The organism is Mycobacterium sp. GA-1841 (assembly GCF_001954135.1).
GTDB lineage: Bacteria > Actinomycetota > Actinomycetes > Mycobacteriales > Mycobacteriaceae > Mycobacterium.
In genome coordinates, this window is the sequence record NZ_MBEQ01000015.1 from 162,189 (window position 1) to 185,431 (window position 23,243).

At 65.1% G+C, this 23,243-nt stretch carries 20 protein-coding genes; 12 read left to right on the plus strand and 8 right to left on the minus strand.

What is annotated here, in order from left to right; all coding sequences use genetic code 11:
* Nucleotides 1-17: 17 nt before the first annotated feature.
* Genes A5740_RS04270 through A5740_RS04280 form a run of 3 tightly spaced genes read right to left on the minus strand, consistent with a single transcriptional unit; the run spans nt 18 to nt 3,780 of the window.
* Entirely contained in the window at nt 18-1,316 is a 1,299-nt protein-coding gene (locus tag A5740_RS04270; RefSeq protein WP_076191741.1) for an NtaA/DmoA family FMN-dependent monooxygenase, read from the minus strand.
* Between the two features lie 26 nt (nt 1,317-1,342).
* Entirely contained in the window at nt 1,343-1,957 is a 615-nt protein-coding gene (locus A5740_RS04275) for a TetR/AcrR family transcriptional regulator (protein ID WP_076191742.1), read from the minus strand.
* A complete protein-coding gene (locus A5740_RS04280) occupies nt 1,954-3,780 on the minus strand; it encodes an NAD(P)/FAD-dependent oxidoreductase (RefSeq protein ID WP_076191743.1) in 1,827 nt (608 codons plus the stop codon). The genes A5740_RS04275 and A5740_RS04280 overlap by 4 nt, the downstream gene beginning before the upstream one ends.
* A gap of 470 nt (nt 3,781-4,250) precedes the next feature.
* Here A5740_RS04280 and A5740_RS28180 point away from each other — a divergent pair, with 470 nt between their 5' ends.
* From A5740_RS28180 to A5740_RS04300, 5 genes are all read left to right on the plus strand, one after another.
* Nucleotides 4,251-5,228, plus strand: coding sequence for a hypothetical protein (locus tag A5740_RS28180; protein WP_139334917.1), 978 nt, complete (start codon nt 4,251-4,253; stop codon nt 5,226-5,228).
* Between the two features lie 4 nt (nt 5,229-5,232).
* A complete protein-coding gene (locus tag A5740_RS04285; protein ID WP_139334918.1) occupies nt 5,233-7,350 on the plus strand; it encodes an AAA family ATPase in 2,118 nt (705 codons plus the stop codon).
* 304 nt (nt 7,351-7,654) lie between these two features.
* Entirely contained in the window at nt 7,655-9,100 is a 1,446-nt protein-coding gene (locus tag A5740_RS04290) for a DHA2 family efflux MFS transporter permease subunit (protein ID WP_076191802.1), read from the plus strand.
* A gap of 25 nt (nt 9,101-9,125) precedes the next feature.
* Complete coding sequence (locus A5740_RS04295) at nt 9,126-9,872, plus strand: SDR family oxidoreductase (protein WP_076191745.1); 747 nt, start codon at nt 9,126-9,128, stop codon at nt 9,870-9,872.
* Nucleotides 9,873-9,882: 10 nt separating this feature from the next.
* Nucleotides 9,883-10,719 carry a hydroxypyruvate isomerase family protein gene (locus A5740_RS04300; RefSeq protein ID WP_076191746.1) on the plus strand — a complete coding sequence of 279 codons (837 nt, stop codon included), beginning with the start codon at nt 9,883-9,885 and terminating at the stop codon, nt 10,717-10,719.
* On the opposite strand, the gene A5740_RS04305 is transcribed toward A5740_RS04300, so the two are convergent.
* Nucleotides 10,681-11,580 (minus strand): helix-turn-helix domain-containing protein, encoded by a 900-nt coding sequence (locus A5740_RS04305; protein WP_076191748.1) that lies wholly within the window; start codon nt 11,578-11,580, stop codon nt 10,681-10,683. The two genes, A5740_RS04300 and A5740_RS04305, sit on opposite strands and share 39 nt — an antisense overlap.
* Nucleotides 11,581-11,726: 146 nt before the next feature.
* On the opposite strand from A5740_RS04305, the gene A5740_RS04310 reads away from it, so the two are divergent.
* Together A5740_RS04310 and A5740_RS04315 are read left to right on the plus strand one after the other, a co-directional pair.
* Nucleotides 11,727-12,503, plus strand: coding sequence for an SDR family oxidoreductase (locus A5740_RS04310; protein WP_076191750.1), 777 nt, complete (start codon nt 11,727-11,729; stop codon nt 12,501-12,503).
* 13 nt (nt 12,504-12,516) lie between these two features.
* On the plus strand, nt 12,517-13,242 hold the full coding sequence (locus tag A5740_RS04315) for an SDR family oxidoreductase (RefSeq protein WP_076191752.1): 726 nt from the start codon (nt 12,517-12,519) through the stop codon (nt 13,240-13,242).
* A gap of 92 nt (nt 13,243-13,334) precedes the next feature.
* Here the strand turns inward: A5740_RS04315 and A5740_RS28185 are convergent, their stop codons facing one another.
* Entirely contained in the window at nt 13,335-13,484 is a 150-nt protein-coding gene (locus A5740_RS28185) for a hypothetical protein (protein WP_139334919.1), read from the minus strand.
* A 283-nt stretch (nt 13,485-13,767) separates the two neighbouring features.
* Here A5740_RS28185 and A5740_RS04320 point away from each other — a divergent pair, with 283 nt between their 5' ends.
* Nucleotides 13,768-15,693: an acyltransferase family protein gene (locus A5740_RS04320; RefSeq protein WP_076191754.1), complete on the plus strand. Its 1,926-nt coding sequence runs from the start codon at nt 13,768-13,770 to the stop codon at nt 15,691-15,693.
* Between the two features lie 3 nt (nt 15,694-15,696).
* Here the strand turns inward: A5740_RS04320 and A5740_RS04325 are convergent, their stop codons facing one another.
* Entirely contained in the window at nt 15,697-16,119 is a 423-nt protein-coding gene (locus tag A5740_RS04325; RefSeq protein ID WP_076191756.1) for a nitroreductase family deazaflavin-dependent oxidoreductase, read from the minus strand.
* 39 nt (nt 16,120-16,158) lie between these two features.
* Nucleotides 16,159-17,133 carry an NADPH:quinone oxidoreductase family protein gene (locus A5740_RS04330; RefSeq protein ID WP_076191758.1) on the minus strand — a complete coding sequence of 325 codons (975 nt, stop codon included), beginning with the start codon at nt 17,131-17,133 and terminating at the stop codon, nt 16,159-16,161.
* 84 nt (nt 17,134-17,217) lie between these two features.
* Here A5740_RS04330 and A5740_RS04335 point away from each other — a divergent pair, with 84 nt between their 5' ends.
* Together A5740_RS04335 and A5740_RS04340 are read left to right on the plus strand one after the other, a co-directional pair.
* Nucleotides 17,218-18,315: an NAD(P)-dependent alcohol dehydrogenase gene (locus A5740_RS04335; protein ID WP_076191759.1), complete on the plus strand. Its 1,098-nt coding sequence runs from the start codon at nt 17,218-17,220 to the stop codon at nt 18,313-18,315.
* A 42-nt stretch (nt 18,316-18,357) separates the two neighbouring features.
* On the plus strand, nt 18,358-19,284 hold the full coding sequence (locus tag A5740_RS04340; RefSeq protein ID WP_076191761.1) for an alpha/beta fold hydrolase: 927 nt from the start codon (nt 18,358-18,360) through the stop codon (nt 19,282-19,284).
* Here the strand turns inward: A5740_RS04340 and A5740_RS04345 are convergent.
* A complete protein-coding gene (locus A5740_RS04345; protein WP_076191763.1) occupies nt 19,274-20,626 on the minus strand; it encodes a flavin monoamine oxidase family protein in 1,353 nt (450 codons plus the stop codon). The genes A5740_RS04340 and A5740_RS04345 overlap by 11 nt on opposite strands.
* Nucleotides 20,627-20,653: 27 nt before the next feature.
* Between A5740_RS04345 and A5740_RS04350 the strand changes: the two genes are divergently transcribed.
* Together A5740_RS04350 and A5740_RS04355 are read left to right on the plus strand one after the other, a co-directional pair.
* Nucleotides 20,654-21,625: a TIGR03617 family F420-dependent LLM class oxidoreductase gene (locus tag A5740_RS04350; protein WP_076191804.1), complete on the plus strand. Its 972-nt coding sequence runs from the start codon at nt 20,654-20,656 to the stop codon at nt 21,623-21,625.
* A 44-nt stretch (nt 21,626-21,669) separates the two neighbouring features.
* Complete coding sequence (locus tag A5740_RS04355) at nt 21,670-23,163, plus strand: NAD(P)/FAD-dependent oxidoreductase (protein WP_076191765.1); 1,494 nt, start codon at nt 21,670-21,672, stop codon at nt 23,161-23,163.
* Nucleotides 23,164-23,243: the final 80 nt, after the last annotated feature.

A 23,243-nucleotide genomic window follows, 5' to 3' on the forward strand; every position in this document is an offset into this window, starting at 1 on the left:
CGGCAGGGACTCTAGCCTCAGAACCGCTCGCGCAACGGCCGATCGGCCGGGGTGGCGCGGTAGATGCCGCGGTCGATGAGCCGGGGCACCACCTCGTCGATGAACTCCCGGATGGACTCGCCACCCGCAGAAAACATCAGGTTGAACCCGCCGACGTTGCCGTCGGAATGCCAGGCCGCGAAGTCCTCGACGAGGTCGTCGTAGGAGCCGACGAACTTGCGGTGGGTGGCGCCGCCCCGTCCGACCGCCTGGGCCACGACCTCACGCACCGTCACCCCCGGGCGTTCCTGGATCCAGTTGTACAGCCCCACGTAATTGCCGAAGGTGCTCTTGATCGTCTTCTCGACATCGGCCGGAACCGGAAGCGCTGCCACCGGGAACGGGGCGTCGATGTCGTCGAGCGGGATGTCGATACCGAACTGGCCCAAGGCGAAGGGGGCGATCGGCGCCCAGTCGACGTAGCTGTCCAGCTCGCGCAGCCGCTCCTCGGCGTCTTTGACGGTCTTGCCGACGTAGGGGATGAGACCGGGAATCGCCGGCACGGAGCCGGGTTCGCGGCCCTGGGCGGCCAGCGCCTTGTCCAGGGTTTCGCGGTAGACGGCAGCACTGTCGCGGGTGGAGGAGTTGGTGAACACCATCTCGGCGTACTTGGCGGCGACCCGGATGCCGGCTCCGGATCCACCGGCCTGTGCGATCAATGGCCGGCCCTGCCGGCTGGGGGCGATGTTCAACGGCCCGGACACCTGGAACAGGTTGCCGCGGTGGTTGATCGGCTCGGCGTGAAACCGGATGCGTCCGTCGGGGTCACGACGCATCTCGCGGTTGTCCCACAGGGATCGGAGCACGTCGAGGAACTCGTCGGCGCGCTGGTAGCGCTCCTCGCGATCCAAATGCTGTGCCAGGCTGTAGTTCAGCGCGAAATCGTCGATGACGGAGGTGACGGCGTTGTATCCGGCACGGCCGTCGGAGGCCTGGTCGAGTGAGGCCAACAGCCGGGCCAGGTTGTACGGGTCGTAGAACGTCGTCGACGCGGTGGCGATGAGACCGACGTGTTTAGTGTGCTGGGATATCGCGGTCAGCGCGGTGATGGGTTCGGCCGGTCCGCCATCGAAGGCCGGTGAGCCCTGCATGCCGGGGATGTCGCCGACGAACAGCGCGGTGAACAAACCCTCGTCGCCGAAGCACCCGTATTCGAGCAGGCGCTCGAACGTACTGCGCTCGGCGATGCTGTGCGCCTGTTCGTAGCCGTAGGCGCCCTGGTGCAGGTTGATGTCGTTGGCGACCAGGTTCAGATGCAGATAACGTCGGTCCGTCATCGGATGTTCCTGTCTCGGTGAGGGTTTCAGCGCATGGTGGCGTAGAGGGCGTCGGTCATCGCCTCGATGGCGGCCTCGCGGTCCAGCGGCCAGCCGTCGACGAGCCACAGGTGCATGAAGGAGTCGACCATGGTGTACATCATCGCGATGGCCAACCGGATCTGGGCCTCGCCGGCGCCGGGGATGGCGTCGTTGGCGATCCAGTCGTCGATGTTCGCCTCCATGGTGGCCCGGTGGGCGGCGGCGAACTCCGGGTCGGCCGCGCGGGCCTGGTGCAGCGCCATGTAGAGCTCCGGCGCATTGGTGTAGAAGTCGACCACCTTCTCGAAGAAGGCCCGGACCGACGGGCGTCCGGACGTGCCGCCGCGCGGCGCATCCTGCTGTGACCACACTGTCATCCGGGTGTTGCGCAACTCGCGCAGCACTGCGGCCTTGCTGTCGAAATGCAGGTAGAAGGTGGCCCGGCCGATACCGGCCCGCCGGACGATGTCGTCGATGGTGACGGCGACATAACCGCGCTCAGCGAAGGCGTCCAGCGCGGCAGCCATGATGTGCTCACGCGTCATGATGCGATGGCGATCGCGCATCGTGAGTTTCGGTGCAGCGACGCCGGTTTCGTCGACGTGTGTCGTCTCGGTCACGTCAGGATCACGCCCTCCAACTGATCCGTCGAGCGCCACTTGGCCAACATGTCGAAGAACTCCACGGGCTTACCGCCGAAGTTGGTCGAGAGCATGCCGTGCGGGTTGTCCTTGTCGCCTTCGGAACTGAGGTAGCTCGGGGTGCAGTCGGCGTAAAAGGCCTTCGGCTTGACCGACGCCTCGTTCATCGCTGCCAGCCACTCCTCCTCGGCCTCGGCGGTGGCCTCGATGGTCGTGGCCTTACGTTCGACGAATGTGCTGACCAGATAGGCGAAGTGGCGGGCCCGCTCCTCGGCGGTATGGGTGTAGTTGGGGGAGACGCCGGACTGCGTGTAGCCCAGGAAGAAACAGTTCGGGAAGCCGTGGGTCTGCAGTCCGTGCAGCGTCCGCATGCCCTTGGCCCACTTGTCGCTCAGGCGGACGTTGTCGCGACCGACGATCTCGAACCCGAGGCGCCGGGTGAACTCCGTCCCGACCTCGAACCCGGTCGCGAAGATCAACGCGTCGAGTTCGTACTCGACCCCGTCGACGACGGCGGCGGTCTCGGTGAATCGCTCCACCCCGCGGCCGTCGGTGTCGACCAGTTCGACGGTGTCGCGGTTGAAGGTCTTCAGATATTCGTCGTGGTAGCCCGCGCGTTTGCACATCAGGCGGAACCAGGGCTTGAGCGCCTCGGCGGTCTTCTCGTCCGTCACGGTCTCGTCGATCCGCCTGCGCAGGCGTTCCATCGCGTCGAAGTCGGCGCGGAACAGGAACGCGTCGATCTCCTGCGGGGTCATCTCGCGGCCCAGGCGAGCCGTCTCGCGGATCACCGCGGAGTCGGTCAGCTCGAGCGCGTTGCGGGTCCAGCCGTCTTCGGTGAGATCGAGGTCCATCTCGACGCCGCAGGTGACCCGGGTGAAGTTCTCCATCCGCTCCCGCTGCCAGCCCGGTTGCAGGCCGGCGGCCCAGTCGCGATCGGTGGGCCGGTTGCCGCGTTCGGCGACCGTGCTCGGAGTCCGTTGGAACACATAGAGTTTCTGCGCCCACCGCCCCAGGTGCGGGATGCACTGCAGGCCCGTCGCGCCGGTGCCGATGATGCCGATCCGCTTGTCGGCCAGCTTGGTCAGCCCACCGGTCTCGTCACCGCCGGTGTAGCCGTAGTCCCAGCGGCTGGTGTGGAAGGTGTGCCCGGTGAACTCGTTGATCCCTGGAATCCCCGGCAGTTTCGGGCGGGTGAGCGATCCCGGCGACACGGTCACCAGCGACGCGGTGAACACGTCGCCGCGGTTGGTGGAGATCTCCCAGCGCGCGGCGGGCTCGTCCCAGCGCATGCCCGTCACGGTGGTTTGCAGCAACGCATTTCGGTACAGCCCGTAGTGCCGGGCGATGGCCTGGAGGTGTTCGCGGATCTCCGGCCCGTGGGCGTAGCGCTCGGTGGGCATGTAGTTCAGCTCTTCGAGCAGCGGCAGGTAGATGTAGGACTCGATGTCGCACTGGGCGCCGGGGTAGCGGTTCCAGTACCACGTGCCACCGAAGTCGCCCGCGGTGTCGACGATCCGGATGTCCTCGACACCGGCCTCCTGCAGCCGGGCGGCGGCGATCAGACTGCCGAGCCCGGCGCCGATGATCAGCACCTGCACGTGGTCGTGCACCGGCTCACGGTCGACCCACTCGGTGTAGGGATCGTCGGCGTAGTGCGAGAAGTCCGCGGTGACCTCGACGTACTGGTCGACGGCATCGGGGCGCATGCGCTTGTCGCGTTCGATCGCGTACTTCGTGCGGACCCACTCGGCGTCGTACTCCGCCGGCTGAGGTCCCAGGGAAGTAGGCGTCTGTGACATCTCGCTCCTCGCATCCCGATTTCGCTAGACAGACCGTCTTGTCAGTGGACTATATGGCATCTTGGCAGACGGGTGGAGGTCAGGCTCTAATTCGCCCACTCATGGGGGCTGCTAACACTTTCCGCGAGGCCCAGCAGTGAGTAGGCCGCTTCGTTGCTCCAGGCGGGCTCGGAGGAAAGATTCAATCAGCGGACTTACGGCATAGCCAGCGACGATCGCTGTACCGCTTCTGATGGCGCTCGCCGCCGACCGTTCCATCGATTTGATGACCCACAGACTAAGGAGGACGACCGTGAATAGCTCCGTCATGTGTCTCGTGGCAGATGCGACTTCGAAGTCTGATGTCATCGAGTTCGGCCTCTGAAGGAGTGAGTAGCAGCGACGTGCGCGCCGCGGAGTGCGGTATCGCCACGCTACGTCCTGAAGGTACGCTGCCCTGATAGCTTAGTTCTCGGAGGTGGGAACTGGCGTTGCAGAAAACACTCGTCGAATATTCACGTATTCGGAACGGCGTAGTCCGACCAATACCCGAATGGATAGAGAACTCCCCAGATCATCAACTGATCATCGTGCGCGCCGATGAGTTCGGTCCCGATCTTGGTAGATTTGCAGAGGGCGCCGCCCGACATGCGAGAGCGTGCACAACGAGTAACGAGTTCAAATCAATCGTTGTCAACAACGCTTCCAACTGGTCGCTGCATGTGAGTGTTCTGACCGTGACTGGTTGCCAGCACCAGACCTCGATCATTTGTGGACTCGATGGGTTGGTGGATCCCAACGCCGATCTTGAAGGCCTGAGCGGAGCGGACGAAGCGGTCCGCGTGGCGAAACGGCTTTGGTCGGAACGTTCGCGGGCCGGCAGCGCCCGAGGCTTTATCGATGAGTTTCGTACATGGCTCCGCGCGCAACTAGACATACGTTTGAATGAGGCGATTCGGCATCCGTATTCGATGGCGCTGAGTTGGACCGGAGCGCCCGGCTCAGCTGAGCCCCAGGAGTTCCTGCGACCGCTGATTGGGTTCCGAGCAGCGCTAAGCGACATGTATACGATTTCTAAGACGCATTCGGTGGATCCATCGATTCTTGAGTGCGTAGATTCAGCAGCCAGGAGAATAGAGGTTGCTCTAGTCGGATTGACTGCGTGGCAGACAGTCATCCTCGACAATGCGGCTCGAAAGCTTTCCGAGGCGGCCGAAAAACGTGACGAGGCAGAACGCTTTCATGATCGTAGGATCGCAGACCTCGGAGCCATCACGCTATTTCCATTGATAATTTTTTCATTTCTAGGGTCCAACGTATTGCCTGCGGCAAATTTTCCATATGCATTGAAGGGCCCTATCTGGCTCGCACTAAGTATTGTGCTCGCCGTTGGCGCTGCAATTGCGGGCAGGGCTTGGATCCGTAGAGGCAGAGTTCGGGAGCGGAAAGCTGGCGATGAAAGGAACTAGCACGATGAGAATCGACCAGCTGATTTCTCGGATACCACAACGGCAATCAGTAATACCGCTAATTGACGGGCATCCGGACGGTGTCACTTTGCCGCCGGTAGATCATGCTCGAAAGTTTGTCGAACCACTTTTGCGGTCCTACGAGGGGCTGGCACAGACTGCCAGCCCCGAGCCTAGGGTCATATTGATCGCAGCTTCTGCGGCGGTAGGCAAGACGACGTTAGCAACTCATGTCGCTCGGGCAACCAACAATCCGTATTGGGACCTAAGTAAATTCTCGATGGGTTCTGGATTCTTTTCGGGAATTGTCTCGAGTGCGTACGGCGTGGAACGTTACGCACACCTTATAGACGAGATCAGGAGTGGAAAGCTTTGCCTAATTCTCGACGCCGTAGATGAAGCGATAGTCGCGTCGACGAGTTCAAATTTTGTCGCGTCCTTGCAGAACTTGGCGGAAGTTATAGGGAAGTCTGAATCGGAGGAAGCGTGCGTAATATTCTTCGGACGTCCAGAAACCATAACAGACACATACTTGTATCTATCAGACCTCGGGATCGAGTCCGAAGTTCTTGAGGTATCGTACTTTTCTGAGGCTGACGCCAAGAAATTTGTTCGCGAGCAAGTTATCGCGGCCGAGGGATCCGCCTTGGGCGAGCTGGATATTTTTATCGATACTTTCTTTTCGCGGGTTCAGGACGCTTTTAATTCTGAAGACTGGACGGTGGTCGGTTCGTTTCTCGGCTACGCTCCAGTCTTGGATTCGTTGGCGCTATTTTATCGAGAAAGTGATAATGCGTACCGCGAGTTAAATGGTTTTGTGTCGGATGGTTCAAAAACATGGTCTTTGATTGGCAGCATGCTACAGCGTGTGCTGAACCGTGAAACTGAAAAGTTTGCAAACAGTTTCGGAGGACCAAACGAGGCTAAGCGCCTATTTGCAGCATCAGCTTACTCAATGGAAACTCAGGTAAGGTGGCTACTTGCAGATGATCTCGCGTCGATGGGCGCGGAGCCTGATTTGTCTTTGGCGGAAGAGACTGAGTGGCTGGCAGATATTGAGCAAAGTTTGCGCGATCAGTTCGACGTACATCCATTTCTGAAGTCTCAGCGGGGTGAGCATTCCAAGAATGTACTTCTCGGGTTCACTAGCGCAGCTTTTCGCGATTTCGTGCTTGCGCAATTCTTGAAATGTGCGTCCGGCACTCACTTGGATGTTTTGCAGGCATATTGGCTTCAGCCTGAGGTGGTTCCATCTATGATGTTGTCGAGATTCCTACGCACCGTTTGCGGCGAACAAGATCTATTAGATGCGCGAGTGATGGCATTTATACTGGATTCGCACAGCAATCAGAACGGCGAAAACGCCGAACTAATGTACGTGGAACTTGCGGACGATTCGGACCCGTTTAGTGCAGATTCAGAGGACTATCTTTCCCTATCGTTTGATTCCGATCCGGATGGTAGTTCAGGTTTGCAAATGAAGTTGCGTGGCCCTGCGCTCGAATTAGGGCGCTCAGCGGCATACTCCGTAATTTCTGTGCCCAATATGAAGGTGATCGTGGGCGCTCAGTTGGCTGAGTGCGATCTCGGGCCGCGGCTTGCCATTGAATGCGAAACGTTCTCTGCGCAATCAACTGAAGTTCACATAAATCACATAGCAATGCCGGCCAGTTCGTCGGGCGGCAGTCGACTGGGGGCAAATGTCAGAGTAAAGAAGCTAGAGGGCATCGTAAGAAAAATTACTGGCTCCAGGGAAGTATTCTCAGTGAGCGTGCCAGTGGCACCGTACCCGTGGCAGCCGTTTAAGAAGACTGAATTGAAAGACGAGAAACCGACCGAAGCGGATCTTCTCCTGGCGGGCCTTGCCTTACGCCGGATCGCGGTGTGGTTTGGACGTGGAGGAATGCGGTTCGCGAGATCCAAAATGGACACCATACTGTCGAAAGGTCGCGCATCCCAGCAACTTTTTGTTTTTCTGATGTCTCGTGGGTTGATTTGGAACGATGATACCTTTTATCGTATGGGCGGTGAGGTTTCGATCGGTTCAATTAGAAGTCTAGATTTCACCGATAGAGAGTACACTGGGTTGGTCGTTGAGGCATGTGGACAAGTTGACCTTTAAGTTCTTCGGCGCCACGATTCTGGTCTTCGGACCCGATGCGATAAATCCGAGATTCCCGGCTTGGCTGGTGTGAAGCGCATCGCTTCTAAGTGCTAATTAGGTGACACCTCGACTTCATCGTCGTGGGTTGGGGATTTATTCGAGTCTCTCGGCGCGCACCATCTCCGTTCGTCGGTGAAGGCTGTTGACTCCGAACTGCGATGCGATCGGTAGCAACGCAGGCGCGAAAACCGGTTTCCCTGTAGCGGGGGCGGCCACCTACCCTGGGGTGCTGCGCAAGTGCCGATGTGAGACAGGAGTGGTGATGACAGCGGGTCCGGACACGGGGGAGATCGCGACGCGACCGCGTGCCAAATCGAGCCCGAACGTCATCATCGCGTTGCTGGTCGGCTCGGCGTTCGTGATGATCCTCAACGAGACGATCATGAGCGTGGCGTTGCCCGCCCTGATCGTGGATCTGCACATCTCCGCGAGTACCGCGCAGTGGCTCACCAGCGGATTTCTGCTGACCATGGCCGTCGTGATCCCCATGTCGGGGTCGCTGCTGCAGCGCTACCCGGTGCGTGGCGTCTACCTCACCTCGATGTCGTTGTTCTGCACCGGCACGTTGGTGGCCGCCCTCGCGCCAGGATTCGCGGTGCTGATGGCCGGGCGGATCGTGCAGGCGTGCGGCACCGCGGTGATGATGCCGCTGTTGATGACGACGGTGATGACGCTGATCCCGGCCGACCGGCGCGGACAGATGATGGGCACCATCTCGATCGTCATCGCGGTCGCCCCGGCGATCGGGCCCACGCTGTCGGGCTTCATCCTCGGCTCGCTGGACTGGCGGTGGATGTTCTGGATCGTGCTGCCGATCGCGCTGGCGGCCTTGAGCGCCGGCCTGAAGTGGTTGCGGGTCGACGACGAGCGCGAGGAACCGACCCCGATCGATCCGATCTCGGTGCCGCTGTCGGCGGTCGCGTTCGCCGGCCTGGTCTTCGGACTCTCGCTGTTGGGTGAGGCCGCGCACGGCGGGTCGGGTATCCCCGCGTGGGCGCCGATGACACTCGGCGCGGTGGCGATGGTGCTCTTCGGAGCACGCCAGGTACAGCTACAGCGACGGGACCGCGCGTTCCTGGATCTGCGGCCGTTCACCTATCGACGGTTCTCGGTGTCGCTGGGCCTGGTGGTCCTGGGCTTCATGGGATTGTTCGGGGCGATCATCATGGTGCCGCTGTACGTCCAGGACGTCCTGCGGCACAGCGCGCTGGTCGCCGGCCTGGCGACCCTGCCGGGTGGCTTGCTCATGGGTGTGGCCGGCCCGGTGGTGGGTCGGGTCTATGACCGCCACGGCGCCCGGGTGCTCGTCGTCCCGGGATCGATCCTGCTGTGCGCGTCGCTGTGGGGCTTCACCGCGTTGTCGGCCGCCTCGCCGATCTGGGAACTCGTCGCGTTGCAGACGGTGATGATGGTCGGCCTGGCGATGATGTTCACCCCGTTGATGACCGACGCGCTCGGGGTGTTGCCGGACCGGCTGTACTCGCACGGCAGCGCGATCTTGACGACGTTGCAGCAGGTCGCCGGCGCGGCGGGCACTGCCTTGTTCGTGACGGTGATGACCAAGGCCTCACACTCGGGTGGAGCGCCGGATCTGCCCGGCGTCCACGCGGCCTTCGTGGCCGCGGCGATGATCGGCGTGGCCGCTGTGGTGATGGCCTTCTTCACCGCCGCGCGTCCGAGCCCCGCGGGTGGCACGCCGACGCATTGAACCTTGTCCCAGGCACAATCAGAACGTGGACAAAGACCGGAAAGTCGTCGTCATCACCGGAGCGGGCAGCGGGATCGGCCGCGCCACCGCACATGTTCTGTTGGAGGCCGGTCACCACGTGGTGCTCGCCGGTCGCCGGCCCGAGGCCTTGGCGCAGACCGCAGCGCACCGGCCGAATGCCCGGTTGGTCGAAACCGACGTCACCGATTCGGCTTCCGTGCAGACGCTATTCGCCGACGCGGTAAGGACATTCGGCCGGGTCGACGTGTTGTTCAACAACGCGGGGGTGTTCGGGCCCTCCGCTTCGATCCTCGACATCGACGACGACCAATGGCACACCACCTGGCGCACCAACGTCGACGGAGCGGTGTACTGCGCGCGGGAAGCCGCCCGCATCATGGCCGCGCAGTTGCCGAGAGGCGGTCGGATCATCAACAACGGCTCCCTGTCGGCGCACCGGCCCCGGCCGCACAGCTTGGCCTACACCACCACCAAACATGCGATGAGCGGGCTGAGTGCGTCGATGTTGTTGGATCTACGCAACATCGACATCTGCATCACTCAAATCGACATCGGCAATGCCGCCACGGACATGACCGCCGGCTTCAGTCACCAGACCCGGCAGTCCGACGGAAGCCTCGCGGCGGAGCCGACGTTCGACGTCGAGCATGTGGCCCGCGCGGTCGCCCACCTGGTCGAGCTGCCGCTGGAGGTATCGGTTCCCTCGCTGACGGTGATGGCGCGGGCCATGCCGTACTTCGGTCGCGGCTGATCGCGCCGGCATGATCACCGACGGGCCACGCTATGTCGTCAACTGCTCGATCCTTTTCCCCGATCTGCCGCTGCTGCAACGCCCGCACGCCGCGCGCAGCGCCGGCTTCGAGGCGGTCGAATTCTGGTGGCCATTCGCCGATCCGGTCCCGCGCGACCGGGAGGTCGACGCATTCGTGCGAGCCATCGACGACGCCGGGGTGCACCTGGTCGCGATGAACTTCACCGGTGGTGACATGGCGGCAGGGGAGCGCGGGCTGCTCTCGGATCCCGGGCAGGGTCAGGTCTTCCGCGACAATGTCGACGTAGCCCTCGGTATCGCACAACGGCTGGGCACCAAGGCTTTCAACGCGCTGTACGGCAACCGGCTTGAGGTCCTCGATCCCCGTGCCCAGGACGAGACCGCCGTCGAGAACCTCGCCCACGCCGGTCGGCTGACCCAAAGTATCGGCGCCACAATCCTGATCGAACCGCTCAGCGGCGTGCCCTCCTACCCGTTGACCACCGCCGCAGAGGCCATCGCGGTGATCGACCGGGTCGCCCGGGAAACGGGGGTGAGCTCGCTGCGGCTTCTCGCCGACCTGTACCACCTGCAGGTCAACGGCGACGATATCCCTGCGGCGATCGACCACCATGTCAACCGCATCGGTCATGTCCAGATCGCCGACGCGCCGGGCCGGGGAGCGCCTGGTACCGGCGCCATGGACATCTCGGCACACCTGGAGCACCTGGCATCGCGGGGCTACCGCGGTCACGTCAGTCTGGAGTACCAGGACAGCGGTCCGGATCCGTTCGCCTGGCTGCCGCGGTCACGACGCGGCGTCAGCCCCTGGCTGTCCCTCGGGTGACCGAACACGTTCGTCGCCATGCCAATTCGCCAGCAGGCGCAGTGCCGTCTCGTCGGCAGATCCGGCTGTGGTGGTGTAGATGATGAGGATCTGATCCGGGTCGGCCGACGGGTTGAGGGCCTGGTAATCGACGGTCAGATCACCGACCAGCGGATGATGGTAGGCCTTGGTGCCCGTCGTCCGCCGTTCCACGGTGTGGTTCGACCACCAGGATCGGAATTCCACCGAACGGATGGACAATTCGCCGACCAACGCGGCCAGCTTGTCGTCGTCGGGATGGCGCCCGGCATCGAGGCGCAACATGGCGACGGTATCGGCGGCCACCTGCTCCCAATCTGCGTAGAGCTCGCGGGCATGCGGATCGAAGAAGACGAACCGCGCCTGGTTACGTTGGGCCGCGGGCAACTCGCGGAACTCGGTGATCAGGGCCCCGGCCACTCGGTTGTGGGCCAGCACGTCCAGGCGCCGGCCCAGCACGAACGCCGGTGAACACGCCTGGTCGAGCAACTCCAGCAGGCGAAGGGTGGCGCTGTCGACCGATTGGGGTCGAGGTCGCCGCTTGCGTTGGGTGGGCTGGCGTCGCGCCAGGTGATGTAGGTGCTGACGTTCGGCCTCGTTGAGCTGCAGCGCCCCGGCCAGCGCGTCGAGCACATCGGTCGATGCGCTGCGGCTGCGGCCCTGCTCGAGGCGGGTGTAGTAGTCCACGCTGACCCCGGCCAGTCTGGCCAGCTCCTCGCGACGCAACCCCGGCACGCGCCGACGCTCAACCGCCTCGTCGTCAAGGCCGGCCGCCTGCGGGCTCAACTGCGCTCGCCGCGCGCTGAGGAATTCGGCCAGCTCCGAAGATTTTCGGTCGGTCATGCTGCCAGTCTGCCCGCTTCGCGACGGTTGTCGACGCCGAAGGTGGCCCAGTTTGTCCCCCGATAGACAGGGCAGGTTTGACCGCCCCAAAGTCATCCGATCGCCGGTTGTCTGGTGGTGTCACGCCGTCACGAAAGGAGAACCACATGTCCACCGTCATCACCGCAACCCCACTTGCCGACCGGGTGGCTGTCGTCACCGGCGCCTCCAGCGGTATCGGCGAGGCCACCGCGCTGCGCCTGGCCGCGCTGGGCGCCACGGTGGTGCTTACCGCGCGGCGGGCCGACCGGTTGGCGGTCCTGGCCCAGCAGATCACCGCGTCCGGGGGCACCGCGCTGGCCCTGCCGGTCGATGTCACCGACCGCGAGGCGGTCAAAGCCGTTGCCGAGCAGGTCGACGAGCGCTTCGGCGGCGCGGATCTGGTGTTCGCCAATGCCGGGGTCCAGCTCATCTCCCCGGTCGAGGACGTCAAATTCGACGAATGGCAGCGCCAGATCGACCTCAACGTCACCGGGGTGATGAATGTGATCGGCGCCTTCGTGCCGCAGCTCGTCGCCTCGGCCGCCGACGGACAGCCCGCCGATCTGATCACCACCTCCTCGATCGCGGCGACGAGGGTGTTGGAGAAATTCTCGGTGTATTCGGGAACGAAGGCCTACATCAGCCAGCTCACCCGGCTGTTGCGAGTTGAGCTGGGCCGCAAGAACGTCCGGGTTGCCACCATCGAACCCGGGATGGTGGACACCGAATTGCCTTTGCATGTCACCGATCCGGACGCCTCGAAGCTGATGGCCGATCTGATCGACGAGATCGACGTACTCTCCCCGGCCGACGTGGCCGAAACCATCGCGTTCATGGCCGCGGTACCCCGCCACGTGAACCTGACCGAGATCACCATCCTGCCTACCCAGCAAGCGATCTGAGGAACGAACACTGATGACCAAGACAATCCTGATCACCGGAGCCTCCAGCGGTATCGGTGAGGCCACCGCACGGCGGCTGGCCGCCGACGGGCACCAGGTGTTTCTCGGTGCCCGCCGTACCGATCGGCTGCAGGGCCTGGTCGACGAACTCCGAAATGCCGGTGGCACAGCAGCGTTCTGCCGTCTGGACGTCACCGACGCTGCTGATGTCGAGCAGTTCGTGGCCGACGCCGTCAGCACCTATGGCCGAGTGGACGTGCTGGTCAACAACGCCGGCGTGATGCCGCTGTCGAGGCTGGCCGAGCGCCGTGTCGAGGAGTGGAACCGCATGATCGATGTGAATATCCGTGGTGTGTTGCACGGCATCGACGCCGTCCTGCCGGTGATGCGGCAGCAGGGCGGCGGCCATATCGTCAACCTGGCATCCGTCGGTGCCCACGAGGTGGAACCGACTGCGGCCGTTTATTGCGCGACCAAGTTCGCGGTGTGGGCGATCTCCGAAGGTCTACGCAAGGAGAGCGCTGGCGACATCCGGGTCAGTGTGGTTTCTCCGGGTGTCACTGAATCAGAGCTGGCCGAATCGATCTCCGATGAGGGTGCGCGTGCCCAGATGCGCGTATACCGCGCGGTCGCCATTCCTGCGTCTGCCATCGCCGATGCGATTGTCTTCGCCGTCGGTCAGCCGGCCGAAGTGGACGTCAATGAGATCATCGTCCGCCCGGCAGCCGGCACTCATTAGCCGCTGCCGAGAGTGCCGCCGCTGAGCGCCCACCGAAAACAACAGAGCCGGAGGCCTTCGGGCCACCGGCTCTGTACAGCGGGCTTGTCGTCTCAGCGATGTGCATCCTGAAGTTCGTGCCGCTGTACGACTGCAATCAACTCTTCACGAACCGTCGAGTTGGGCAGTTCGTTGATCCGCGCGTAGAGGCGGCGCCGCATGTTGGCGCGCTTCTGGTTCGCGCGAAACTGTGCGAAGGACATACTTCTCACTCCTCAAAGTGCCCCGGATCACGGGTACTCATTAGTTGTTGATGTCCACATATCGGGGATCGCCCGAAGGCAGGGACCCTTCCATGGTCGCGTCAACCGCTGTGTAAAAGCAATTCTTAGAGTGTGAGTTTGGCTACAGCGCAACCTGATTCGAGAGTGTCCCGGGTCACATTGGTCTGGCCGCCGAGCGGTGGCCTATGCTCGCTGCGGCGAATGGCGTGCCTGAGGGGCGGTTTCGTCGACCACCGGCGAAGACGGCGCAGGAAGTTTCATCGTGCAGGCAATTGTTGACGATCCGGTCCTTGTTCCTGCCGCGCCGCGGCAGGCGCGTGACGGCCTGATCGGGTTGAGCGGCGTGGCCATCGTGATGGTGGTCGTCGGCCATTTTTGGTTCGGTCAGGCCAGTGCCGGACTCGATGTCCTGTTGATGCTGACGGGATTTCTGCTCGGCCGCCGCGTCCTGCGCGACATCGATACGGCGGGCCCGAGGGCTATGGCCGGCGAATTCGCCTGGCTGGCGCGCTGGTTGGTGCCACCGATGGTTCTGGTGCTTGCCGTGTCCGCGGTACTGACCGGGCTGGTTCAACCGCAGACCCGCTGGGAGGCATTCGCCGAGCAGACGCTGGCCGGCCTCGGCTTCTACCAGAACTGGCAGTTACTCCAGTCGGCCGAGGACTATGTGCAGGCCGGTGCGGCAGTGACGCCCCTGCACCACCTGTGGGCGGTCTCGGTGCTGGCTCAGTTCGCGGTCGCCTTCCTGGTGCTGGCCGCAGCGCTCGCCGTGATGACGAAGGGTCGGGGCCGGTCCATGCGACGCCGTCTCCTGGTGGCGGTCTGCGGTGGCGCGATGGTGGCGTCGGCGTACTACGCGGTCGTGACGCATTCGGACAATCCGATGCTCGCCTACTACAGCACCGCCGCGCGCACCTGGGAGCCGCTGGCCGGCGTGCTGGCTGCGGCGTTCGTGACCCGCCCGGGCCGGACAACCGGGTCGCCGGCCTGGCCCCGGGCCGGCGAGTTCTTGCGCAGCGCGCCATTGGTCGCGCTCGGAGCTGTGGCGTATCCGCTGTTCCTCTGGCACTGGCCGCTGTTGATCTTCTGGCTGGCCACCGTGAACCGCGATGCGGTCGGTGTGGCCGACGGCAGCGCGGTCGCTGTGGTCGCCGCGTTGATGGCGTGGCTCACCGCGCGGTTCACCCAGTCACCGTGGCGCGCACAGCGGCGTTGGCGCAGCCACGCCGCGGCGTTGACGGGGGCAGTTGTCGTGCTGGTGGCGGTGACGTTGGTGGCGACGTCACTGATGTGGCAGGGCCATGTGGCAGCGGCCCGGGCCAGCGGTGCGGAATTGGGCATGCTGCCGGTTCGCGACTATCCCGGCGCGCGGGCGCTCATCGAGAACCGCAGGGTCGCCAAACTGCCGATGCGCCCGAGCGCTCTGGAAGCGGCCGACGACATCCCGCCGTCCTCGGAAGACCATTGCGTCACCGGATTCACCGGCGACGAGGTGATCACGTGTACGTACGGAGATCCCAAGGGCGACCGTACGATTGCGCTGGCCGGCGGATCTCACTCGGAGCACTGGCTGACTGCGCTGCACCAGATCGGGCGGCGCCACGGCGTCAAGGTGACCACCTATCTGAAGCTCGGCTGCCCGCTGACCACCAAACCGGTGCCCATCATCGCGGGTTCCTTCCAGCCGTATCCGTCCTGCCGGACGTGGTCGGACCGCGCGCTGGCCCAGATCATCGCCGACCGGCCGGATTACGTGTTCTTCACCGCGACCCGTCCGATTCTCAACGGGCCCGGTGACTATGTGCCCGATTACTACCTGGGGATCTGGGACGAGTTGGCGGCCAACGCCATCCCGATGCTGGGCATGCGGGATACGCCGTGGATGGTTCGGGATGGCTGGTTCTTCTCGCCGGTCGACTGTCTGTCCGACGGTGGGGACGCCGAGGGGTGCGGGTTGCCGCGCGACGAGGCGCTGGCCCAACGCAACCCCACCCTCGACTATCTGGCCCGCTATCCGTCGATGAAGGTGCTCGACCTCAGTGACGCGGTGTGCCGTTCCAGCGTCTGTCGGGCCGTGGAGGGCAATGTGCTGATCTACCACGATGCCCACCACCTGTCCGGCGCCTATGTGCGCACACTCACCGACGAGTTGGCCCGGCAGATGTCCGAGGCCCTCGGCTGGTGGTAGCCGTCATTCGACGATGAACACCGGAATCTGTCGGGTGGTCTTGGTCTGGTACTCGGCGTACGGCGGATAGGCCTGCACGGCCAGCGTCCACCAATGTTCCCGTTCGTCACCGGAGAGCTCGCGGGCGGTCAGCACCGCGGTCTTGTCGCCGTCCTGCACCGTCACCGCGGGGTTAGCCTTGACGTTGAAGTACCAGGACGGGTGTGCCGGGTCTCCGCCCTTGGAGGCCACCATCGCGTAGCGGCCGTTCTCCTCCACGCGCATCAGCGGGACGTACCGCTTCTTACCGGACTTCGCACCGGTCGTCGTGAACAGGACGATGGGGCGGTCCAGCACCTCGACGCCGTCGGTGGTGCCTTGTTCCAGGATGCGTTGGGTCTGCTCGCGTACCCAGTCGGTCGGGCTCAATTCGGCTTGCTCAGTCACGCACGCCGCAACAGCGGTCCGCGCACGGTTATTCCGTGCTCACCGAAGTTTCAGCACCACTTTGCCCTTGGCGCTGCGGTTCTCCAGCGACGCAATGGCCTGTGCCGCCTGCGCCAGCGGGTACACCTCGGGTTGCGGTGCGGCGACCGCACCGGAGGCCAGCAGCGGCTGCAGTTCGGCCCACTGCTCCTGTAAGTAGCCAGGATGGGAGAACGTCCAGGCGCCCCAGCCGGCGCCGACCACGTCGACGTTGTTGAGCAGCAGGCGATTGACCTTGACCGTGGGGATCTCACCGCCGGTGAACCCGATGACCAGGAGCCGTCCGCCTACGGCCAGTGAGCGCAGCGAGTCGGTGAAGCGATCCCCGCCGACCGGGTCGACCACGACATCCACGCCCCGCCCGCCGGTGAGTTCCTTTACCGCATCGCGGAACCCGTCGGCGAGCACCACGTCGGAAGCGCCTGCGGCCCTGGCGATCTCGGCCTTCTCCTCGGTGGACACCACCGCGATGGTGCGTGCGGCTCCCAACGCCGGGGCCAGTCGCAGCGCCGAGGTGCCGATCCCACCGGCGGCGCCGTGCACCAGCACGGTCTCGCCCTGGGCCAGCCGGCCGCGGGTGCGCAGGGCGAACTGGACGGTCAGGTCGTTGAACAGGATGCCGGCGCCGGCCTCGAAGGACACCGCGTCCGGCAGCGCGAACACCCGCTCGGTGGGCAGGGCCACCACTTCGGCCATGCCGCCCGACAGCATGGTCAGGCCCAGCACCCGATCACCCGCAGACACGTGGGCACCGGCCGGCGCGGTGCGTACCACGCCGGCGATTTCGGCCCCCGGGGTGAACGGAAGCTCCGGCTTGTACTGATAGAGACCGCGGGTCAGCAGGGCGTCCGGAAACGCCACGCCCGCGGCGTGCACGTCGACCACCACCGCGTCGGGTTCGCCGGAGGGTTCCTCGACCTCGACCACCTGCACCGCGTCGGGACCGTCGAGCCGGGTGATCTGTGCTGCACGCATCGCCTGTCTCCTTCTGCGTTGAGCGTTTGAGTGGACCGCCGGCCAATTGTGACAGGTGTCAAGTCGTTGGCCTAGCATCACCGGATGCTCAATGCCCGCGCCGCCGTGCTGCTCGACGCCGGAGCCGACCCGCAGCTCACCGACGTCCAGATCCGCGAACCCGTCGGCGATGAAGTGCTGGTCCGGATCGACGCCGTGGGCATCTGCCACACCGACGTCAGCATGGCCGCCCGGTTTCGCAAGGTGCCGATGGTCTTCGGCCACGAAGGGGCCGGCACGGTGGTGCAGGTCGGGCCCGAAGCCACCCACCGCGTCGGTGATCAGGTCGTGCTCACCTTCGCCAGCTGCGGTAGTTGCCCGGACTGTCTGGACCAGGCGCCGGCCTACTGCACGCATTCCACCGATCTCAACATGCGTGGCAGCCGCCGCGACGAGTCCAGCGCGCTTCGCCTGGCCGGCCAGCCCATCAGTGGTGGTTTCTTCGGCCAGTCCAGCTTCGCCACCTACGCGATGGCCGGCAGCCGCAACGCGGTCGCGCTACCCGAACCGATCGACCCGGCCTTGGCCGCCCCGCTGGGCTGCAGCGTGCAGACCGGCGTAGGCGCGGTCCTCAACGTGCTCGCCCCTCGCCCCGACGACGCGCTCGTAGTGTTCGGTGCCGGCGCCGTGGGACTCTCGGCGGTCATGGGTGCGCGCATCGCCGGGTGCCAGACCATCATCGCTGTCGACCCGATCGCGCAACGACGCACGCTGGCAACGGAATTGGGTGCCACGTCCACGATCGACCCGACGGCCGCCGACGCTGCCGCCGCGGTGCTCGAGTTGACCGGAGGTGTGGCCGCTGCGGTCGACACCACGGCCCGCCCCGACGTGATCGCGAGTGCGATCGGAGTGCTGCGGTCCCGCGGCGCACTGGCGTTGGTGGGCCTTGGCGCCATGACCGCCGAGCTTCCGGTCGTGCTCATCATGGCCAAGGGGCTCACCGTGCGCGGCGTGGTGGAGGGTGACAGCGAACCACAGTCGTTCATCCCTCATCTGGTCGATCTGCACCGCCGTGGCGAACTTCCACTCGAGGCGCTGGTGACCCGCTACGCCTTCGGCGACTTCGACGCGGCCTGGGCCGCCGCCAAGGGCGCTGACGTGGTCAAACCTGTGCTGACCACCGACGCGGTAGGCTCGTAAATCCTGTTTCACCCCGGCAGTGACGCCGACGATCGGAGCATCATGACCCTGCCCCAGCTACCACCGGGACGTGCCGTGGAGGTCCGTGCGATCGACGGCGTGCGACTGCATGCCGAGGTGTTCGGGCCCGAGGACGGCTATCCGATCGTCCTGGCCCACGGCATCACCTGCGCCATCGGGGTGTGGGCCCATCAGATCGCCGACCTGGCCACCGACTACCGCGTCATCGCCTATGACCACCGTGGGCACGGTCGCAGCGAGGCGCCGCGCGGGCGCCACCGCTACAGCCTCAACCATCTCGCCGCCGATCTGGACGCCGTGCTCGACGCGACGTTGAAGCCAGGACAGCGGGCCGTCATCGCCGGTCACTCGATGGGCGGCATAGCGATCACGTCATGGTCGCAGCGTTATCCGGCCCGGGTCGCCGCCCGCGCCGACGCCGTCGCGCTGATCAACACCACCACCGGCGATCTGCTGCGTGACGTCCAACTACTGCGCGTACCGGCAGCATTGGGCGCCACCCGCATCCGGGCGGCCGGCACCGTCGTCAAGACGTTCGGCGGATTTCGGGTGCCGCCGTTCACCGCGCGTCCCAGCCAGCGCTTCGTCGGGCACCTGGCCGTGGGCCGTGACGCCGAACCGTGGGTGGCGCCGTATGTCTATCGGTTGTTCACCGAGACGCCCGGGGCCGGGCGTGGTGGCTGGGCCCGCGTGCTGGTCAACAGCATGGGCCCGCAACACATTTCGGTCCAGAACCTGTCGGTGCCCACATTGGTGATCGGCAGTCGCAACGACCGGTTGCTGCCGATCGCTGCGGCCCGCCGCATCGCCGCAGACGTTCCGAACCTCACGGCATTCGTCGAGATGCCCGGCGGGCATTGCGCCATCCTGGAATGCCCGTCACAGGTCAACGCCCAATTGCGGGCCCTGGCCGAATCGGTGGCCACGCCCCAACCGCTCAGCTCCTGATCCGGCCGGCCACCTCGGCGGCGGCCCGCTGTCCGGAGCGCACCGCCCCGTCGAGGAATCCGGTCCACACGTCGGCGGTTTCGGTGCCGGCCCAGTGGATCGCGTCCACGGGCTCACGCAACCACTGACCGTACTGCGTCCACGATCCCGGCGGTACCGCGGCGGTCGGCCCGCCTGGGGCGAATTGCTCTGTGCCCCAGCAGTGGTCGATGTAATCGATCGGTTGCCGGGCGGCATCGCCGAACAGGCTGGCGAAGCCGGCCAGTGCCTGTTCGCGGCGCTGCTCGGGTGACAGCCGGTCGAACGTGCGCGCATCGGTGAAGCCCAGCAGGATGCCGGGACCGTCTTCGCCGGGGCTCAGATCGAAGGTGATGAACACCGGCCCTTCGTCGCTCAATGCCTCACCCGAACATCCGTTGGCGCGCCAGAACGGGCGCTCGAAGGCGGCGTAGGCCTTGCTGAGATTGCCCTGCGGCCAGTGCGCGGCCAACTCGGTGTACGGCTTGGGCAGCGGGGGACTGAACTCGATGCCGGTGCGGTGCTGCGGCGGGATCGCCACGATGACCGCCTGCGCGTGCACCACACCGGCCGGGCAGCTCACCTCGACGGTGCCGTCGGCCCGCCGTTCGATGCGGCCCACCGGGGCGTCCAGCACCACCCGCTCGCCCAACTCCTCGGCCATCCGCACCGCGATCTGCTGGGTGCCGTCGGGAAACCGGTCCTGCTGGGCGCCGCCGCGCACATCGAGCATGCGGTCCAGCCCACCGGCGGCCTTGACGTAGCGGGCCGCGTGCAGCATCGACACCTGGTCGGGTTCGGCGCCCCAGGTGACCCGGGACATGATCGCCATCAGGTTGCGGGTCGAGGCGTTGGCGCCTGCCGAGCGCAACCATCCCTCCAGGGTGCGCTCATCAAGGGGGTGAGCGTTCGGGCTGTTCCACGGCTCGTCCACCCGGATCAGCCGGCACAGCCGCTCGAACCGCCACTGGATTCGGGACACGTCGAACAGTTCCATCATCGACAGCCGCGGGATGGTGCTGCGGTAGGACCGCACCCGGCCGTGCCAGCGGATCAGGTTCTTGCCGCGGTCGTAGGTGGGTACCGTTCGGCAGCCCAGTTCGCGGGCCAGCGCGAGCACGGCATCCTGGGTCGGCCCGACGAACGTGGCGCCCAGGTCGACGGGTATCCCGGCAATCGTCGCGGTCGACGAGCGGCCGCCGACCCGGTCACGTCCCTCCAGCACCACCACCTGGTGTCCGAGCTGGGCCAAGGCGCGGGCGGCGGACAGCCCGGCGAACCCGGCGCCCACCACGACGACGTCGCTGCTCGATGGGAGGCTCACCCCTCTAGGCTCTCACGCGTGAAGGTCATGACAGCGTTGTTCGGGCCGACGGATGCGATCGGGCGGGCCGCGGCCCTGCGCGAGGCCGGGGCCAGTGGGGTGTTCACTTTCGAGGGACCCCACGACGTGTTCACCCCCTTGACGCTGGCGGCCACCGTCGGCGGTCTGGATCTGATGACCAATGTGGCAATCGCGTTTCCGCGCAACCCGATTCACCTGGCACACCAAGCCATCGACCACCAGATCCTGTCCGGTGGCCGGTTCACGCTGGGGCTCGGCACCCAGATCCGGACCCAGATCGAGAAACGGTTCGGCGCCGAGTTCGATCGTCCGGTGGCCCGGATGGCCGAGTTCGTCGCGGCGTTGCGGGCGATCTTCGCGGCCTGGGAGACCGGCGAGCGGCTGGAGTTTCGGGGCGAGTTCTACCGACACACCCTGATGACACCGACGTTCACGCCGCGCGACAACCCCTACGGTCCGCCGCCGATCTATGTCGGTGCACTGGGTCCTCGGCTGACCCGGGCCACCGCGCAGTTCGCCGACGGCCTGCTGGTCATGCCGTTCGGGTCCAAGCGGTTCCTGCACGAGGCCACGCTGCCAGCCGTGCGCGACGGACTCACTGCGGCCGGGCGCGCCGAGGGCGAGCTGGCGATCGTGCCGGAGATCATCGTGTCGGCCGGGGAGAACCACGACGCGGCGCGCCGGTTGCTGGCGTTCTACGGCTCCACCCCGGCCTATCGGCCCGTGCTCGAGGTGCACGGTTGGGGCGATTTGCAGCCCGAGCTCAATGCGCTGTCCAAGCAGGGGCGCTGGGCCGAGATGGGTTCGCTGATCGACGACGAGGTACTGCACACCATCGCCGCCTGCGGTAGCCCGGCCGACATCGCCGCGCACATCCGCGACCGGGTCGACGGGGTGTCCGACCGGATCTGCCTGTACCAACCGGGCCCGATCGCGGTGGAGTCGCTTGCCGAGATCGTTGACGCACTGCGCGACTGACGGCCTAATCTGGTGGTACCGAGCGGGACCAAAGGAGGTTCGCCATGGATGGCGCTCGTCGGGACGTGGATGCGGACTATTCGGACGTGCTCGTCATCGGGGCGGGGATCTCCGGTCTCGGCGCGGCCTATCGGCTGCAGGAGAAGAGCCCGGGACTGACGTACACGCTGCTGGAACGCCGGGAGCGGATCGGCGGCACCTGGGACCTGTTCCGGTATCCGGGCATCCGCTCGGACAGCGACATCTTCACGCTGAGCTTCCCGTACCACCCCTGGACGCGGCCGGAGAACGTGGCCGACGGGGGAGACATCCGCGAGTACCTCACCGAGGCCGCGCGGGTGAACGGGATCGATCGGCATATCCGCTTCAACACCCGTGTGCTGTCGGCGGATTGGGATTCGGACACCGACACCTGGACCGTGCACGCCGAGCAGGACGGCCGGCCCGTGACCTACCGGTCCCGGTTCTTGTTCTGCGGCACCGGCTACTACAACTATGACGAGCCCTACACGCCGGAGTTTGCCGGAATCGAGAGCTTCAGCGGCGACGTCGTGCACCCGCAGTTCTGGCCCGAGTCGCTGGACTACTCCGGCAAGCGGGTGGTGGTGATCGGCAGCGGAGCCACCGCGATCAGCCTGGTGCCGGCCCTGGCCCAGCAGGCCTCGCATGTGACCATGCTGCAGCGTTCACCGACGTACATGATGTCGATGGCGCGGATCGATCCGATGGTGACAGTTATCCGAAAGATCCTGCCGCGCAAGCTCGCTCACCAGGTCGTGCGGTTCCGCAACGCGATGATCCACATCCTGACCTACTTCATGTTCCGTAAGGCACCGCGATTCGGCCGGTGGCTGGTCCGTAATCGGACCATCGCCGCGCTGCCCGAGGGGTATCCCGTCGACGTGCACTTCAAGCCGCGCTACAACCCATGGGATCAACGCATGTGCCTGGTACTGGACCGGGACCTGTTCGGCCACATCAGTGACGGCCGCGTCGATGTCGTCACCGATCACATCGACCATGTGGATGCTACGGGCATCGTGCTGAAATCCGGTGGGCGAGTGGACGCCGACGTGATCGTCACCGCGACCGGTCTGCAACTGCAGGCGCTCGGCGGGATCCGGCTCACGGTCGACGGTCACGAGGTCAAACCGACCGAGCGGTTCGTGTACAAGGAGTTCCTGCTGGAAGACGTGCCCAACCTGGCCTGGTGCATCGGCTACACCAATGCGTCGTGGACGCTGCGCGCCGACATGACCGCTCGCGCGTTCGCAAACCTGGTGGCCTACATGGGCGCTCACGGCTACACCCACGCCTACCCGCACAAGGGTGCGACCCCGATGCCGGAGAAACGGACGTGGGATCTGGAGGCCGGCTACATTCAGCGCTCCGAGCATGCCCTGCCGCGCTCGGGCACCAAACGGCCCTGGCACGTCCGGCACAACTATGTGCTGGACGCCATCGACCATCGCTTCGACCGCATCGACGAGTCGATGGTCTTCGGCCGCGCCCCGGCCGTGACGAATGTGGCTTCCTGAACACCGCGAGACATCCCTGGGAGCTAAGTGTCAAGCGGCGGCTTGTGCGCGGTGTGCCCAGGCGGTGTGTTCGTCGTAGG